Annotated in this window: 14 protein-coding genes; 7 read left to right on the top strand and 7 right to left on the bottom strand. The window is 54.4% G+C overall.

Going from position 1 to position 16,220, the window contains the following annotated elements; all coding sequences use genetic code 11:
* Window positions 1-112 precede the first annotated feature (112 nt).
* The 7 genes from trmD to G536_RS0104695 form a co-directional block, all read right to left on the bottom strand.
* Window positions 113-790, bottom strand: a complete 678-nt coding sequence (trmD, locus tag G536_RS0104665; protein WP_022822422.1) for a tRNA (guanosine(37)-N1)-methyltransferase TrmD — start codon at window positions 788-790, stop codon at window positions 113-115.
* 15 nt (window positions 791-805) lie between these two features.
* Window positions 806-1,387: a ribosome maturation factor RimM gene (rimM, locus tag G536_RS0104670; RefSeq protein ID WP_022822423.1), complete on the bottom strand. Its 582-nt coding sequence runs from the start codon at window positions 1,385-1,387 to the stop codon at window positions 806-808.
* A gap of 112 nt (window positions 1,388-1,499) precedes the next feature.
* Complete coding sequence (locus tag G536_RS0104675) at window positions 1,500-2,042, bottom strand: 30S ribosomal protein S16 (protein WP_022822424.1); 543 nt, start codon at window positions 2,040-2,042, stop codon at window positions 1,500-1,502.
* Between the two features lie 207 nt (window positions 2,043-2,249).
* On the bottom strand, window positions 2,250-3,008 hold the full coding sequence (locus G536_RS0104680; protein ID WP_022822425.1) for an acyl-CoA desaturase: 759 nt from the start codon (window positions 3,006-3,008) through the stop codon (window positions 2,250-2,252).
* A gap of 233 nt (window positions 3,009-3,241) precedes the next feature.
* Window positions 3,242-3,949, bottom strand: a complete 708-nt coding sequence (locus G536_RS0104685) for an RluA family pseudouridine synthase (RefSeq protein ID WP_022822426.1) — start codon at window positions 3,947-3,949, stop codon at window positions 3,242-3,244.
* Between the two features lie 119 nt (window positions 3,950-4,068).
* Complete coding sequence (gene panB / locus G536_RS0104690; protein WP_022822427.1) at window positions 4,069-4,884, bottom strand: 3-methyl-2-oxobutanoate hydroxymethyltransferase; 816 nt, start codon at window positions 4,882-4,884, stop codon at window positions 4,069-4,071.
* Between the two features lie 112 nt (window positions 4,885-4,996).
* Window positions 4,997-7,951 carry a putative LPS assembly protein LptD gene (locus G536_RS0104695; protein ID WP_157530408.1) on the bottom strand — a complete coding sequence of 985 codons (2,955 nt, stop codon included), beginning with the start codon at window positions 7,949-7,951 and terminating at the stop codon, window positions 4,997-4,999.
* Between the two features lie 121 nt (window positions 7,952-8,072).
* Between G536_RS0104695 and G536_RS0104700 the strand changes: the two genes are divergently transcribed.
* The 7 genes from G536_RS0104700 (at window position 8,073) to poxB (ending at window position 16,122) form a co-directional block, all read left to right on the top strand.
* Complete coding sequence (locus G536_RS0104700) at window positions 8,073-8,867, top strand: N-acetylmuramoyl-L-alanine amidase family protein (RefSeq protein ID WP_022822429.1); 795 nt, start codon at window positions 8,073-8,075, stop codon at window positions 8,865-8,867.
* Window positions 8,868-8,929: 62 nt separating this feature from the next.
* Window positions 8,930-9,934, top strand: a complete 1,005-nt coding sequence (locus tag G536_RS26265) for an MlaD family protein (protein ID WP_022822430.1) — start codon at window positions 8,930-8,932, stop codon at window positions 9,932-9,934.
* 195 nt (window positions 9,935-10,129) lie between these two features.
* Window positions 10,130-11,758, top strand: a complete 1,629-nt coding sequence (locus G536_RS0104710; protein WP_022822431.1) for an acyl-CoA carboxylase subunit beta — start codon at window positions 10,130-10,132, stop codon at window positions 11,756-11,758.
* Window positions 11,759-12,653: 895 nt separating this feature from the next.
* The gene (locus G536_RS0104725) at window positions 12,654-13,226 is read left to right on the top strand and encodes a DUF1572 domain-containing protein (protein WP_022822434.1); all 573 of its coding nucleotides are present in this window, start codon (window positions 12,654-12,656) and stop codon (window positions 13,224-13,226) included.
* 77 nt (window positions 13,227-13,303) lie between these two features.
* The gene (locus G536_RS0104730) at window positions 13,304-13,771 is read left to right on the top strand and encodes a hypothetical protein (RefSeq protein WP_022822435.1); all 468 of its coding nucleotides are present in this window, start codon (window positions 13,304-13,306) and stop codon (window positions 13,769-13,771) included.
* 23 nt (window positions 13,772-13,794) lie between these two features.
* On the top strand, window positions 13,795-14,247 hold the full coding sequence (locus G536_RS0104735) for a GNAT family N-acetyltransferase (RefSeq protein WP_022822436.1): 453 nt from the start codon (window positions 13,795-13,797) through the stop codon (window positions 14,245-14,247).
* A gap of 147 nt (window positions 14,248-14,394) precedes the next feature.
* Window positions 14,395-16,122 carry a ubiquinone-dependent pyruvate dehydrogenase gene (poxB, locus tag G536_RS0104740; RefSeq protein ID WP_022822437.1) on the top strand — a complete coding sequence of 576 codons (1,728 nt, stop codon included), beginning with the start codon at window positions 14,395-14,397 and terminating at the stop codon, window positions 16,120-16,122.
* The last annotated feature ends 98 nt before the right edge of the window (window positions 16,123-16,220 follow it).

The following is a 16,220-nucleotide window of genomic DNA, read 5'->3' on the forward strand; positions in this document are numbered from 1 at the left end:
CTATGGTTTGAGGAATGCAACTTCCGTTGCAAGTAACTAAGCAACTGCATACTTGAGAGCTAGTATGTCTTAAAGTATACAATTGGAAATGCGGCGTAATCAACCGTTTGGGCTATTCCGCTAGCAAGTCGGGGCGGCGTTGGCGGGTGCGCTCTAATGCTTGCTCGTGTCGCCAAACGTCAATCTTAGGCGTGTTGCCAGAAATTAGTATCTCTGGTACTTCTTGGCCGCGCCACTCTGCTGGACGAGTATATACTGGCGGCGCCAACAGATTGTCCTGAAACGAGTCGCTCAACGCCGACTCCTCATTGCCTAATACCCCAGGCAATAGCCGGACTACCGCATCAACCAGAATAGCGGCACCAAGTTCGCCACCGCTCAATACGTAGTCGCCAACGCTAATTTCGTGGGTGATGTATGCCTGCCGAATTCGTTCGTCTACGCCTTTGTAGTGACCGCACAAAATCAGCAGGTTTTCAGCTAGTGACAGACGGTTGACTAGCGGCTGGCGCATCGTTTCGCCGTCAGGCGTCATATAGATGATGGCATCATAGGTGCGTTGGGCCAGCAGTTCGTCGAAACAAGCAGCTATTGGCTCCACTCGCAACACCATGCCTGCCCCGCCACCAAACACATAATCATCAATCTGGCCGTGCTTGTTGATGGCGTATCGGCGTAAATCATGCAAATGAATTTCAGCCAGCCCTTTGTCCCGCGCACGCTTCACAATGGAGTGGGCAAAAGGGCTACCTAGCAAATCCGGCTGGCATGTTACAATATCGATGCGCATGGCAAGAGGGTTATACTAGGCTTCATCGAACTCGTCGGGCTCGTCTCGCTCTCGTGAGGCAGGCGTGAGGTACACGTCTAGTAAGCCTTCGGGAAGCGCTACGTATAGCTTTTTAGCTTCTTGGTCGGCACGGGTAATCAACTCGTCTACCACCGGAATCAACACTTCCTGGCCTTTGTAGCGCATGGCCAGCACATCTTGCTGCGGCAGTTCATAAAACGTTTCGACGGTACCTAGCTCTCCTAATTCACTGTCAACCACCGTATAGCCAACTACATCGTGAAAGTAGAACTGGTCGTCGGCTAGCTTCGGTAGCTCTGCCAGCGGGCGGTAGAGCTTGGCATTGCGCAATATCTCAGCCTCCTCAATCCGGTTGATGCCTTTGAGTTTGAGCATCACTCGGTTTTCGGCCTGTGGCTGAAGCTTCTCCACATCGTACGCAATCAATTTGCCGGGCGTAGCAGGCATTTCCAGTAGTACCGATTTCACCTTACGGTAGGCGTCGAGGTCGTCTACGTCCAGAAAGGCTATTACGAATCCTTTAAGGCCGTGTGGCTTACCGATGGAGCCAAGTAAGTAGCAGTCGTCGAGCGTCATGAATGAGTGGGTTAGTAAACGTGAAGAGGTGATTAGGAGTGAGCAATTAGAAGCCGGCGCTTTCCAATCACTCAAGTCCTAATCACCTCTCCCTCAGTTACCGGCAAAGAGCTTAGGCGCCGGCTTCTTCGGTAGTTTCGGCCGAAGCTTCAGCATCAGCGGTTTCGCCTTCAGCAGCAGGAGCTTCTACAGGAGCCGGCGTATTTTTCTTACGCAGTGCTTCAGCACGAGCCTCTTTTACTTTGGTTTCGGCAGCCAAACGAGCGGTACGAGCGTCGTCTTTAGCAGTGCCAAGCGAAGTGCGCTTGCCTTCAATTTTGGCGTCTTTCTGCTCTTTCCAGTCGGTGTAGCGCTGGTCAGCAGTTTCCTGAGAAATAGCACCTTTGATAACACCCAACTGCAAATGCTTACGGTAGAGCACCCCCCGATACGAGAGCATAGCACGAACGGTATCGGTAGGCTGGGCACCTTTCATGATCCAATCAAACGCCTTATCACCATCGAAATTGATGGAAGCAGGGTTAGTATTGGGGTCGTAGGTACCTAGTTTTTCGATGAAGCGGCCGTCACGCGGAGCGCGGGAGTCAGCAACAACGATGTCGAATTGAGCGGCCTTTTTGCGGCCACGGCGGGCGAGGCGGATTTTAACTGCCATAAACCAGGTTGGTTGAAGCGACGCAACTCGTGCGTCTGATTGAAAAATGAGGTGCAAAGGTAAGACAAAAACCGTCAGGTGGTTGCATTGCCTCCAAAGATTTCCTAGAGTTGAATTGTAGCCCTTCTAACAGCCATTTTCTTATAAGAAAAAAGGGGTGGCCCCATCTGGAGTCACCCCTTTCCTTACGCTGTAAAGCAACTGGCACTATGCGGCTACACGCATTTTCTGCGCTTTCTGCTTACGCTTGATTTTGATGATGCCTGCCTTGTCCATGGTCCAGATGAACATATAGGTCGGGTCAAACTCCCACCATTTCACCCCGAAGTTTACGCGCATCGGAAGCTTATGGTGGTTGTTCTGGAACAGTTCACCAAAAGCCAGAAAGTCCAGCGCCAGCGTATTTTTAGAATGGTCGTGGTTGTCGAAGTTCTGATAGCCGTACTTGTGGCCGCCCCAGTTCACAATTGCACCATGGATCGGGCCCATCAGGAAGTGAATTGGGAGGAGAAGGTACTGCCACCAAGCGGTGGCGAAGTTGATGTAGAATAGCGCGTACGCAGTTCCCCAGCCCAAGCGCGAATACCACTTGTCGCCTAGATTCTCGATGAGGCTCCATTCCGGATAGTTGCCCTCGAAACGCTCGGCGGCTGCGTAGTTGTGGTTTAATACATCATTGTAGATGTTCTTAGTTTTCCACATCATCGAAAAAGCATTCGATGAAAACAGGGGAGAGTGCGGGTCCAACTCTGTATCGGAGTAGGCGTGGTGCATGCGGTGCAGCAGTGCATACGCCCGCGGCGAGAGAAACGACGAGCCCTGGCAGATGTATGTGAACAAGAAGAAGAACCGCTCCCAGAACTTGTTCATCGTGAACATCTTGTGCGCTGCGTAGCGGTGCAGATAGAACGTCTGCGTGAACAGCGACAAGTAATAATGGGCAACAAAGAAAACGAGAATTGCCATAGCAGAATGATGATGAGACGAAGTCGGGAGTAGACGCTTCAGGGGGCAAAAGCCTAAAGGGCGTGCTTTAGTTCAGAAGCTGGTTTACAAAAATACAGCCGCTCGTTGCCTGGGTCCAATTATCAATGCCGAAAGGCCAAAATATTGTTCACGTTATCTTAACCAGCGAAAAGCTCAGGTTGAACCGGTGAACATAGAAAGTGGGAGATTATTGATAATCTCCCACTTTCCACTTAATAGTAAGCTTCTGCTGTCTCCCAGTGTGGCATTTCCGGCAGCGGTGCGACAAAAGTCATTGTCTCTCGAGTGACGGGATGTTGTAGCTCCAGTTGCCGGGCATGTAGGGCAATGCTAACATCGGGCAAGGGAGCCAGAAAGCCATACTTCACATCGCCGACAATAGGAGTGCCTAAGCCAGTGGCTAGCTGCACTCGAATTTGGTGAGGGCGGCCGGTAATAGGGTTTACCTGCACAAGGTAGCGGTTACCAGCCTGCCCAAGGACAGTATAGTCTAGGTCGGCTTTGAGGCCTTGGCCGTGGCGCTCGGTGTACGCTTTGGTGGTGTTGCGAATGGGGTCTTTCACCAGCCAATGCGTTAGGTGGCCGCTGGTTGGCTCAGGGCATTTGCCAGTGAGTGCCCAGTAGGTTTTCGTGATTTTGTTGTCACGAAACATTTCATTTAGCCGGCTCAGGGCTTTACTGGTTTTAGCCAATATTACAATGCCGCTTACAGGCCTATCAATACGGTGGGCCACGCCAATAAACGCCGCGCCGGGCTTTTTGTATTTGAAGCGCAAATACTCTTCCGCTTTAGCAGAAAGAGGCTCATCGCCAGTGGCGTCGCCCTGCACAAGCAGGCCAGCCGGCTTGTTGATGACCAATAGATGATTGTCTTCGAACAGAATTTCTTTCCGCTCCGACCACAGGTTAGGACGATTCACTATAAGGAAATTAAAAACTAAAAATTAAAAATTGTGAGTTGAGCCGTATGTTTATCAATCTGATGATAAGGCACAGCTTAGGATGATTTTTAATTTTCAATTCTTCATTTTTAATTGATTTAGTAGGCTTCCTCTGCACTAGGGAAGTCCCGGCTTTTTACATCGTTGATATACCGCTGCACGGCATCGTGCATCACGTCGCCGAGGTCGGCGTAGCGGCGCAGAAAGCGTGGCTTGAATTCCTTGGTAATTCCGAGCATGTCGTGTACGACTAGCACTTGACCATCTACATCGGGGCCAGCCCCAATGCCGATTACGGGAATCGTTAGCCTCTCCGCTACTTGTTTGGCCAGCGTCGACGGAATCTTTTCCAGTACCACCGCAAAGCAGCCCAGTTCTTCCAACAACACCGCATCATCAATGAGCTTTTGCGCTTCGGCCTCTTCCTTGGCTCGTACCGTATAAGTGCCGAATTTATAGATGCTTTGCGGAGTGAGACCTAGGTGACCCATTACAGGGATACCAGCCGTCAAGATGCGGGTAATAGAATCCTTGATTTCGGCGCCACCTTCCACTTTGATACCGTGCCCACCCGATTCTTTCATGATGCGGATAGCTGAGCGCAAGGCCTCTGACGAATTGCCCTGATAGGAACCGAAAGGCATATCCACTACCACAAAAGCACGCTTTACGGCTCGCACCACGCTTTGGGCGTGGTAAATCATGTGGTCGAGGGTAATAGGCAATGTGGTTTCGTGGCCGGCCATGACATTGGAGGCCGAGTCGCCAACCAATAGTACATCAATGCCTGCGCCGTCGAGGATGGTAGCCATCGAAAAATCGTAGGCAGTGAGCATGGAAATCTTCTCGCCACGCTGTTTCATTGCCAGCAACTGGTGCGTGGTCACGAGTTTGACTTCTTTATGCTGCGACATAGGGCAATGGACTAAGTGACAAGTTTGAGTTGGAATGAAGGGCCAAAAGTGTTGAAATTCCAGCAAACACTTGACTCGAACACCAAATAACCTGTGTTAATCGGGCTGTGGGCTAACGGTTGAGGAAAGTCCGGTTGCGGTTCAACTTCAAATCTTGAAGCAGCGACGACTTGGCGGCAATAGTCACGAAATAACCTTGCGCGTACCCTTTAAACGGCCGCCAAGTACCGGTAATCTGCCAGCAGTGCAAGTCGCGGAAAATATCCAGCGACGTGAAGGCCGAAGTGCCATTGATGAAGTCGTAGTTGGTGGTGTAGCCTACGCGGGTATTGCTGGTCAGTTTCACCGAGCCGCTTAAGTTCAATGATGCCGCCGTTAGGGAGCGGGGCCGCACATAGGTACCGCGGGTAGGGCGAGGTCCAGGGTCGGTATATTGGGCCGTAAAGCCAGAGCTTAGCTCCCAGGGTAGCTCGAAATCCACGTAGTCTTCATACGGATTTATTGGGATAGGACCACCCAAAGCGGGGTCGTTGGCTGGTGCTACGTCGCGGTTGATGTTGGACTTGCGGCCCGGCTTCTGCGTGGGGTTGAACTGGTAGTTCATTTGCAACGCTGCATTGCCGAGTCGAGCCAAGCGCCGCCCATTGGACTGGGCGAAAAGATATTTGTCGATAAGCACGTTTGCTGTATCGCGCTGGTAAGGCTCGAAAGTGGCGCTTAACAAGACGTTGAGCTTGCGGGCTACCTGAGTCCGGAAAGAGGTGGTAAGTGGTGAAAGTTTGAAAGCATCAGCTGTGAAATTGTAGCTGAAGTTCAAGTCCAGACCATCAATCAGACTGACTTTCTTGAAGGGCGTAGTGCCGGTTGTGTCATTGTTGTCGCGGACCTTGGCTTCCACAGCGTTTTGAAGTGAGAAGCCAATGGAAGCAGCTGGCTCCCGTACGGCGATGGATGGTGCGCCGGTAAAGCCTTGATAGTAAGAGTAATAACGCCGATCTAGAATCCGGGCTCTGTTATTAGGGTCTCGGTCAATGCCTACTGGTAGAGCTACATTGGTAGGAATGGTGCCGTAATACGGTAACCCCGCAATTTGCTGTGCTGTATTTGTTGGCTCGCCACTGCCTGGTACGAAATTGAGGCTGATGTTTGGAGTAACCTTGTGCCGAATAGCCTGAATTTTCTTGCTATTTATCGGATAGAGGCCATACACGTTGGTGCCTAGGTTCACGCTAAAGCCACTAGAGTAGTCACTCACCCGACTGAATTCCCGCAACGTATCAATCCGGACAGCCTGCGCCACGGTGTCGTAGGTGTAGTTAAGCTTCTTGAGGTACCAAGATTCATTGTAAGTGAATGTAGGAGCCAGATTTATAACTTTCAGAAAGTTGTAACTGCCCAACGAAATCTGGAAGCTGTGCAGCACACTGGTCTGAGAGTTGCGCAACATCTGGTCGATGTTGGATAGCTTGATCGGAATAATGCTGCTGGTTGTGCTGCCGCCTAGCAGCGGAATGCCATCGGTGAAAGTACGGGCCGGCTGGGTGTTGGTGATGCGGTTCTGCGAGGTAAGGGTATAGGAGAAAGCAAACTGCTCGTAAAACTTGCCGGTGGGGGCCAGGCCCAGCCATTGGTACGGGTACTGCCGGGCTACACCCACCGTGATGTCGGGCAGGGTGAAGTCCATGGTACCAGTTTGGGTGTTCTGGCTCTGGCTCAGGTTCAGCGAGTAGTTGACGGGCGCATTGCGCAGCTGTTTGCTGTAGCTGATGGTAGAGTTGAAGGCCGGCGTCAGGTAGCGGGCGGCATCAAACGTGTTCTGCTGGTTGTAGGCACTGCTACCCGCCCGTACGCTGGCCGAAAATCGGCCGCCACCGGGCCGGGGCGTGGGCGAGTGAGTCCAGTTCAGCCAGAAGGTTTGCGGCTTGAACTGCTGCTGGGTGATAGGGCTGGTAGTAGCTCCGTCACGGGTTTGAATCAGGCCAGCGGGCCTTGATGAATACTCGAAACTAAGCAAGCCATTGTAGCGGTAGCGCTTGATGTATTGCATTTCGGCAGTACCGCGCCAGCCGCCAAACTGCTGGTTTGCGCCGGAATAGATATCGCCAGTGAGGCGCAGGCCAATATTGTCGCTGGCGGCCCAGTAGTAACCGCCGTTGCGCAGGAAGAATCCCCGGTCGGTGGACGTGCCAAAGGTGGGGATAATCAGGCCCGAAGCGCGCTTCTTGCTGGGCGACGGGAAATAGCCGAACGGCAGCCCCAGCGGGGTAGGAATGTCGCCGATAACCAAGTTGAACGGGCCGGTAATCACTTTCTGGCCCGGAATCATCTTCATCTTGGTAGCATTAATGAAGAAGTGCGGATGCTCTAGATTGCAAGTGGTGTAGCGCCCGTTGCGCCCGTAAATTTCGTTGAACTGGTTTTTCTTGATAACGTCGGCGTGCACGTAGCCTTCGCCCTGTTGGGTAACGGCTTCAGCAATTTTACCCTTCTTGGTTTTGAAATTATAGTTGATGCGCCCCGCCTGGTAGTTTTCGGCGCCGTTCTTGAAAATCGGCTTATCCTGAATCTTACCCAGCGAATCGGGTGCACCTTCGGCCGTGAGCAGATTCTTGCTGTAATCAACAGTAATGACAGCCGCTTTCAGAGAAATCTCGCCGTAATCCACGTTGGCTTTGTCATACAGCACGGCCCGCTTTTCCTGCACATTAAAGCGAATCGAGTCTTTGGCGGCATACTTCACGGTAGTTTCCACGCTGCCCTTGCGCTTGTTGCCCGCTGCTAATTGCAACGAATCGGTACCGGTTTGCCGTACTAGGCCCGTGGTATCCGGAGTGGTGCCTGCGCGCCGGGTTGGCGCGGTTTGAATGGTATCGGTCCGCAGAATAGGCGGCGGAGTCCGCACGTCGGAACGGTTGCTGGTGCCAGGGCGCCGCACGGGCGTAGGAGTCTGCGCCTGCGCTTCGATAACCAAGCAACACAGCAGAATTCCGGATAGCAACAACGGAGAGGCGCGCCGGATAGCCCGACGTAGCGCTCTGATAACGAAAATAATACTAGCGTCGGACAAAGGCTCGGGTAGGGCCACGTGGTTTTATTCGTTTATTTTGTGGCGGTTTGCAAAGGTAGCGGGTCGCTGCCCTTCACTAACGAAATCTGTGCGGAATATTGTCGGCTTGTGCCTCATAGGCATGTTGTGTTTTTCCGGCTCTCCGGCGGCCATTACGCCGGAAGCCTCAGTGCCCCCGCGCCTCGTGCTACCCGCGGCCTCAGCGGGCTATCGGCTACGGACGGTAGTGCTCGATGCCGGCCACGGTGGCAAAGACCGGGGCTGCGCGGGCGTGAGTGCGCGTGAGGCCGATGTAGCCCTGAAGATAGTGCTGGAGCTGGGCCGTCTGATTCAAGACAGTATGCCCGGTGTGAAGGTGGTATACACCCGCAAAACCAACGTGTTTGTGGAACTGGCCGACCGGGCCGGTATTGCCAACAAAAACAACGCTGACCTTTTTATTTCGGTGCATTGCAACGCCGCCGCGCCTAATGCCTACGGCACCGAAGTCTGGACCATGGGGCCGCACAAAACCGACGCTAACCTATCGGTAGCCAAGCGCGAAAACGCTGTTATTCTGCAAGAAGATAACTACCAGGAGCGCTACAACGGCTTCGACCCCACTTCGCCGCAAAGCCACATCCTGTTTTCGCTCTATCAGAGCGCGCATATTGTGAACAGCATCCGGTTTGCGCAGAAAGTGGACCGGCAGTTCCGTACTACCGTAAAGCGCCCTTCGCGCGGCGTGAAACAGGCGGGCTTTCTGGTGCTCTGGAAGTCCACTATGCCATCAGTTCTTATTGAGGCCGGCTTCCTGACCAACCGCACCGAAGAGAAGTATCTGAACGATAAAGCCGGGCAGTCGTATATGGCATCGGGTATTTACCGCGCCTTCCGCGACTACAAACAAGAACTGGAGGGTATGAACGGGGAATAAGCCTGCTAATACGCCTGTCGTGGCCAGTTCTCTCCTCCCATCTCACTAACCCATAGACCACAGTGGCGAAAGAAATAAAAGTGGCCTTGCTCGGCATTGTAGCCCTGGCAGCCTTGTTTCTAGGATTTAATTTTCTCAAGGGCAGCAATTTGCTTTCTTCCGACCGAACCTATTACACCGTTTATGATAACGTGGATGGGCTGGCCGTGGGCAATCCCGTTATCCTGAACGGCATCAAAGTAGGGCAGGTGAAAGAAATGAAGCTGCTGCCCGAACAAGCCAACCGAATTCGGGTAGCGGTAGAGTTGCAGAAAGGCGTTACCGTTGGTGACTCGACGGTAGCCAGCCTGAGCGGCTCGCTATTGGGCTCGAAGACGATTACGCTGTTCCTAGGCAAAAATTCCAAAGTCTATGACGGCGGCGAAGAGCTGAAATCGTACACTGTGGCCAGCATCACCGACGCGTTTCAAGCCAAGGCGCTGCCAGTGCTTGGCACTGTAGACTCCACGCTGACCAAGGTGAATAGCTTCCTAAACAAAGATGCTCGCATTAGTTTGCAGGCTACGTTGCTGAACGCGCAGGGTAGTACCGAGGCGTTGCGCAACCTGTTGGTAGCCAACCAGCGCAACATCAACCAGATTACCACCAACATGGCGCGGCTCACCAACGACCTCAATAAGACCAGCGCCAAGTTTGACCGGATTGCCGCCAACTTCAGCCAGCTCAGCGACTCGCTGAAAGGTGCGCCCGTCGGGCCGGCCATGCGCAAGCTCAATGCCACCATGACTGAAGCGCAGGGTACCATGACAACGCTTAATCGCTCATTGTCGGACCAGAGTGGCTCGCTGGGCAAGCTCATCAACGACACACTGCTCTATAACAACCTCAACGCCACTGCTGCCAGCACCAACTCGCTGCTCACCGATTTCCAGGCCAACCCGAAGCGCTACGTGCATTTCTCGGTGTTCGGAGGTGGCAAGGACAAGGTGAAAAAGGAAGTGGAAACTACTACCACTAAGCCCAGCGGTGCCGTTGTGGAAACTGAAGCCAAGACCACCATCAAGTAGCCGAGTTACCAAATCGACAATCATCTTACCTTTGAATCCGCCCTGTGAGGGGCGGATTTTTTTGTTCTCTACCCGACAGTGAATAAGTAAGTGCGTGACTGAGTGAAGTATCCTCTGGTGCCACTGGCGCGAACATCAGCAGACATAGGTTACTTCATTCAGTCACGCACTTACTCACTCCCCATTCCCACCCGCATGAACCTCGAATTCAACAAAAACGAAGACAGTATCAAGCAATTAAATTTCCAGCTGAAAAAACGGCTGGAGAAAGTAGCCCTTGGTGGCGGCGAGAAGCGCATTGAAGCGCACAAAGCCAAAGGCAAGCTCACGGCGCGGGCGCGGGTAGAGTACCTGCTCGATAAAGGCGCGGAAACGGTAGAAATCGGGGCGTTTGCGGGCGAGGGGATGTATCAGGAGGAGGGAGGCTGCCCCGGCGGCGGCGTGGTAGTAGTTATTGGTTGGGTACAAGGCCGGCAGTGCGTGGTAGTAGCCAACGACGCTACCGTGAAGGCCGGCGCCTGGTTTCCAATTACAGCCAAGAAGAACCTGCGGGCCCAGGAAATCAGCATCGAAAACAAGCTGCCCATCATCTACCTCGTCGATTCGGCGGGGGTGTACCTGCCGATGCAGGACGAAATCTTCCCCGATAAGGAGCACTTCGGCCGCATCTTCCGCAACAATGCCGTGATGAGCAGCATGGGCATCGTGCAGCTAGCCGCCATTATGGGTCCGTGCGTGGCCGGCGGGGCCTACCTGCCGATTATGTCTGATGAGGCGATGATTGTGGACGGTACCGGCTCGGTGTTTCTGGCGGGCTCCTACCTGGTGAAATCGGCCATTGGCGAGAGTATCGACAACGAAACGCTAGGCGGCGCTACCACGCACTCGGAAATTTCGGGCGTGACGGACTATAAGTTTGCCAACGACGAGGAGTGCCTCGACCATATCCGCAACATCTTCGACAAATTGGGTGGTCATGCTACAGCGGGTTTCTCGCGCAAAGCCTCCGCGCCGCCCAAGCAGAATCCACAGGAAATCTACGGCCTACTGCCCGCCGACCGCGCCAAGCCCTACGATATGATGGACATCATCAACCGGCTGGTCGATGATTCCGAGTTTGAGCCCTATAAAGACCTCTACGGTCAGACGCTCATCTGCGGGCTGGCGCGCATTGATGGCTGGGCCGTGGGCATTGTGGCCAACCAGCGCAAAATCGTGAAGACCAAGAAGGGTGCTATGCAGATGGGCGGCGTTATCTACTCCGACTCGGCCGATAAGGCGGCGCGCTTCATTATGAACTGCAACCAAAAGCGCATTCCGCTGGTGTTCCTGCACGACGTGTCGGGCTTCATGGTGGGCTCGCAGAGTGAGCACGGCGGCATTATCAAGGACGGCGCCAAGATGGTGAATGCCATGGCCAATTCCGTAGTGCCGAAGTTCTCGGTGGTTATCGGCAATAGCTATGGGGCCGGCAACTACGCCATGTGCGGCAAAGCCTACGACCCGCGCCTGATTGTGGCTTGGCCCACCGCCCAACTGGCCGTCATGAGCGGAGCCGCCGCCGCTAATACCCTCCTCCAGATTCAGGTAGCGTCTCTGAAAGCCAAGGGCGAAGTCATCACGCCCGAAGCTGAGAAGGAGCTGCTAGACCGCATCAAAGCCCGTTACGACGAGCAACTCTCGCCCTACTACGCCGCGGCCCGCCTCTGGGTCGACGCCATCATCGACCCGCTAGAAACTCGCAAAATCATTTCCCAAGGCATCAGCATGGCCAACCACGCGCCCATTGAGAAGGCGTACAACGTGGGCGTAATTCAAGTGTGATGACTAGATTAGCTTACTTATGTACAGTGACCTCAATAAACAACAAGTAGCGCTACACGACTTGATGAATGATATCTCAGAAGAAGCTTGGTGCATAGGTTGGATGGACGGGTTAGAGTATGTTCTATAGCGTATCATGTTAGAAGGTCCTACACGATATGGTGTCACACTTGTTGATGAACAGCAAATTTAGCAGTTAAAGCAGCTTTCAACTCAGGCAGGGTGCTGGATAGTGTTCGATGAAATAATTGAAGAAAAGGCCGTTCCAATAATTGAATGGAATGAACTGTATCGGTTGGCTGACCTTGATAAATTTCGGTTCTATAAAGCTGAGCTGAACAACAGCTAGTATAACTATACTAGCTGTTGTTCACTGAGTGAGCTAAGAATTTCAACACTTGTACCTTGGTCGGCGGGAATAACGCGGGCAAAACTATGGCCGCCTTTGCACTACTATCGGGGCTGCTAGAAGTTCTTGAAGGCCGATGGAATTGCGCGACCTTTTCGCCGTTTTGACAACCTGAAAAGGCAACGCATTATGGCACGCTCTTACCGACACAGCCCGATTCTGGCCGTAACAAACGCCGCATCAGAGAAGCAGGACAAGCGGCAAGCGAATAGGCTATTGCGCCGCAAAGTGAGACGAGGAAAGGTGTATTTGACCTTGCGAGAAGTCAGTAACGTCTGGGCATTCAGCAAAGACGGTAAAACATATCAGCTTTCTGCTACTGCCCGAAACATGCGAAAATAGTGATTGACCACTTGGCCCTTCATTACTACCTAGTACAACGGGCCGTTGTACTCGCAGGGCGGCCGCCTCCGGTCGAAAAGAGGCCAGATGTGACTATTTTCAAGCCCTTCTGGCCGAGAAACACAGCGCCTAATTCCTCTTTTCATGGATACCGACTACCTCATCAGTGCCCGCAAGCAGTTCGAATACTACAAGCTGCTCGGCGACCAGACATTTGCCCAGCTGCCCGACGAGGCACTGTTCTGGCAGCCCAATCCTGAAAGCAACAGCGTAGCCACCATCGTAAAGCATTTGTGGGGCAATATGCTTTCCCGCTGGACTGATTTTCTAACCACCGACGGTGAGAAGCCCTGGCGGCAGCGCGAAGCCGAGTTCGACAACGACTTGGGTACGCGGGCTGAGGTACTGGCGCGGTGGGAAGCGGGGTGGAGCTGCCTGCTCGCGGCTCTCGACTCGCTCACGCCCGACAACTGGCAGCAGCCGGTGTACATCCGTAACCAAGGCCATACGGTAACGGAAGCCATCAACCGGCAGCTGGCGCACTACCCGTACCACGTGGGGCAAATCGTGTTTATCGGGAAGCTGGTGCGGGCGGGGCAGTGGCATTCCCTCTCGATTCCGCGCGGTACGTCGGCTGTCTACAATGCCGAGAAGTTTGCGCAGGAGCCGCACCGGGCGCATTTCACCGACGAGTATCTGGGCCGCAGTTCCACATGAGCCAGTAGCAGGCAGGTAGGCAACGCACGACACTGCCCGCCGCTTACCTTTGCCGCTCAACCCATAGGCTCCCAACCGTGAACGAACCGACTACCGCCGCCTTCGACAAGGCCCGAACTGGCTTGTGGACCAGCTTGCAGAAGCATTTGCTGACTGTGTACGCCGCCGAGAAAAGTTTTCTGACGGCCACTGCCTTTGCAGAAGCTTTTCCGTTTGCGCTGCACACTGCCACCGAGGAGCAGCAGACCGACTACCTCGCCGGCCGCAACGCCCTGCGCGACCTCTACACCGATGAAACTGCGCAGCTTGATACGCTGGTAAAAGCTATCCGGACCAAAGGCTACTCCGAAGACCAGAAGAAACAGCTATATCTGCTCATCCTGGGCTACATGGACATTGCTGCCTCGGTGTTTGAACTGCTGCATACCCATGTGCCCACTAAGCAGCCCGAGGATGAGGCACTGACAGAGGCTACCACGCGGTTCGAGCGAGTTAAGAAATTCGCTCGGCTCAACGTGAAAGGTATTATGGGCTTATTGTCGTAGTATTTTCATCAAGCCCATTACTGATGCTTAGCCTTATCCGCACCACTTCCGAGAACCCCGGTTTCCGCGCCCTGATAACCCTGCTTGACCAGGACTTGGCCATCCGTGACGGAGCCGACCACGGTTTCTACGCCCAGTTCAACAAGATCGACAAGATCAACCATGCGGTGGTAGCCTACCAAGGCGACGAGCCTGTGGGCTGCGGGGCCTACAAGGAGTTTACCCCGGAGGCAGTGGAAATCAAGCGAATGTTCGTGCTGCCTACGCATCGGGGTCAGGGCGTGGCGGGAGCAGTGCTGGCCGAGCTGGAACGGTGGGCGCGAGAGTTGAACTACACCGCTTGCGTGCTGGAAACCGGCAAAAAGCAGCCCGAAGCAATCCGGCTCTATGAGAAAAGCGGTTACTCGCTCACACCCAATTACGGGCAGTATGTGGGCATTGAAAACAGCGTGTGCATGCGGAAAAGCGTCAACTGAGCTGCCTCTTGAAATCCGTTTGACAATCTGAGGCCGCCGCGCGAATAGCGGCGTATTCTGCGGGAAACTCGTTGCGCCAAGCCGGAAATCAGTCGCCTCTAACCCCTCAAATCCCGTATAGCCCCTTGGACTTACTAACCAAGGGATATGACGAAGACGGTAGCGGAAATCATAGTAGATACCATCATGGCAGCCGGCGTGACGCGCGTGTACGGCGTGGTTGGCGACTCGCTCAATGGCATCACCGACGTAATTCGGGCGCGGGAAGGCATCGAATGGATTCATGTGCGCAACGAAGAGGCCGGCGCATTTGCTGCTGGCGCTGAGGCGCACCTCACCAACTCCTTAGCTGTGTGTGCCGGTTCGTGCGGACCCGGTAACACCCACCTTTTCAATGGACTCTACGACTGCCACCGCAGCCGCGTGCCGGTACTGGCCTTGGCCGCCCAGATTCCCAGCATCGAAATCGGGACCGGTTACTTTCAGGAAACCCACCCCGAAACCACGTTCAAAGAATGTAGCGTCTACTGCGAGCTACTCTCGCAGCCTAGCCAAGCAGTACGCATGACCGAAGCGGCCATCCAAACGGCCCTGAGCCAGCGCGGCGTGGCCGTGCTGGTAGTGCCCGGCGACGTAACCCACCTCGACGTACCTGACGTACCTGCTCCGCGCCTGCCCATTCTGCGTAGCAAGCCCACCCTGGTACCCGCTGCTGCCGACCTGCGAGCTGCTGCCGATCTGCTGAACACCTGCGAGAAAATAACCATCATGGCCGGGGCGGGCTGCGCGGAAGCTCACGCCGAGCTATTACAAGTAGCCGAGGCTCTGGGCGCGCCCATTGTGCACGCCCTGCGCGGCAAAGAATACGTGGAGCCCAACAACCCCTACGACGTAGGCATGAGTGGCCTGCTGGGTTTCACCTCCGGCTACCACGCCCTCATGGATGCCGACTCCGTGTTGCTGCTGGGCACCGACTTCCCGTATACCCAGTTTCTGCCCCAGGACGCCCGCAACGTGCAGGTGGATGTGCGCGGTGGGCATATTGGCCGCCGTGTGCGGGTGGAAGTAGGATTGGCCGGCGACGTAGCAGCCACTATCCGAGCACTGCTGCCGCTACTCAACCACAAGCAGGACCGCACTCATCTAGAGAAGGCTCTCGATAACTATCAGGAAGCTCGCAAGGACCTGGATGAGTTGGCCATCGGGGAGCCTGGCGACACCAGCATGCACCCGCAGTACGTGACACGCCTGCTCAACGAGCAAGCCGCCGAAGACGCCATTTTCACTTGCGACGTAGGTACGCCTACCATCTGGGCCGCGCGTTACGTGCGCTTCAACGGGCAACGGCGGCTGATTGGCTCCTTCAACCACGGCAGCATGGCCAACGCCATGCCACAGGCCATTGGGGCCCAACTTACGCACCCCGGCCGCCAAGTAATTGCCATGGCCGGCGACGGTGGCCTGGCTATGCTGCTGGGTGAGCTATTAACTATCCGCCAGTTGAAGTTGCCCGTCAAAATTGTGGTCTACAACAACGCCAGCTTAGGCTTTGTGGAATTGGAGATGAAAGCTAACGGCATTCTGGAATACGGCACCGCCCTCGATAACCCCAACTTCGCGGCACTGGCCGAGGCAGCTGGCCTGCACGGCATCCGCGTAACCGACCCCGCTGAAATGCCCGCCGCCATAGCCGAAATGCTGACCCATCCTGGCCCCGTACTGCTCGACGCCGTAGTGAAGCGAACCGAGCTTTCCATGCCACCCACCATCGATGCCAGCCAGGTGAAAGGCTTCAGTATCTACGCCCTCAAAGCCCTGATGAGTGGCCGTGGCGGCGAGCTGATAGACATGGCTAAAACCAACCTGTTTCGGTAGGGCCACAGGAATGTAGAAGGCAACGTGACACTGATTTGCGCGCTACCTTCTGCATTCCTGCCTTAAATTGAACATTCCACCCTGCTTGCTGGGTTGAT

It is taken from the genome of Hymenobacter norwichensis DSM 15439 (genome assembly GCF_000420705.1).
In the GTDB taxonomy this organism is placed as follows: Bacteria; Bacteroidota; Bacteroidia; order Cytophagales; family Hymenobacteraceae; genus Hymenobacter; species Hymenobacter norwichensis.

What these genes read in the sequence shown, in the direction of transcription:
- G536_RS0104675 (WP_022822424.1), bottom strand. Translation starts at nt 2,042, where the DNA reads ATGGCAGTTAAAATCCGCCTCGCCCGCCGTGGCCGCAAAAAGGCCGCT.
- poxB (WP_022822437.1), top strand. Translation starts at nt 14,395, where the DNA reads ATGACGAAGACGGTAGCGGAAATCATAGTAGATACCATCATGGCAGCC.
- G536_RS0104735 (WP_022822436.1), top strand. Translation starts at nt 13,795, where the DNA reads ATGCTTAGCCTTATCCGCACCACTTCCGAGAACCCCGGTTTCCGCGCC.
- G536_RS0104710 (WP_022822431.1), top strand. Translation starts at nt 10,130, where the DNA reads ATGAACCTCGAATTCAACAAAAACGAAGACAGTATCAAGCAATTAAAT.
- G536_RS0104700 (WP_022822429.1), top strand. Translation starts at nt 8,073, where the DNA reads ATGTTGTGTTTTTCCGGCTCTCCGGCGGCCATTACGCCGGAAGCCTCA.
- trmD (WP_022822422.1), bottom strand. Translation starts at nt 790, where the DNA reads ATGCGCATCGATATTGTAACATGCCAGCCGGATTTGCTAGGTAGCCCT.
- G536_RS0104680 (WP_022822425.1), bottom strand. Translation starts at nt 3,008, where the DNA reads ATGGCAATTCTCGTTTTCTTTGTTGCCCATTATTACTTGTCGCTGTTC.
- rimM (WP_022822423.1), bottom strand. Translation starts at nt 1,387, where the DNA reads ATGACGCTCGACGACTGCTACTTACTTGGCTCCATCGGTAAGCCACAC.
- panB (WP_022822427.1), bottom strand. Translation starts at nt 4,884, where the DNA reads ATGTCGCAGCATAAAGAAGTCAAACTCGTGACCACGCACCAGTTGCTG.
- G536_RS0104725 (WP_022822434.1), top strand. Translation starts at nt 12,654, where the DNA reads ATGGATACCGACTACCTCATCAGTGCCCGCAAGCAGTTCGAATACTAC.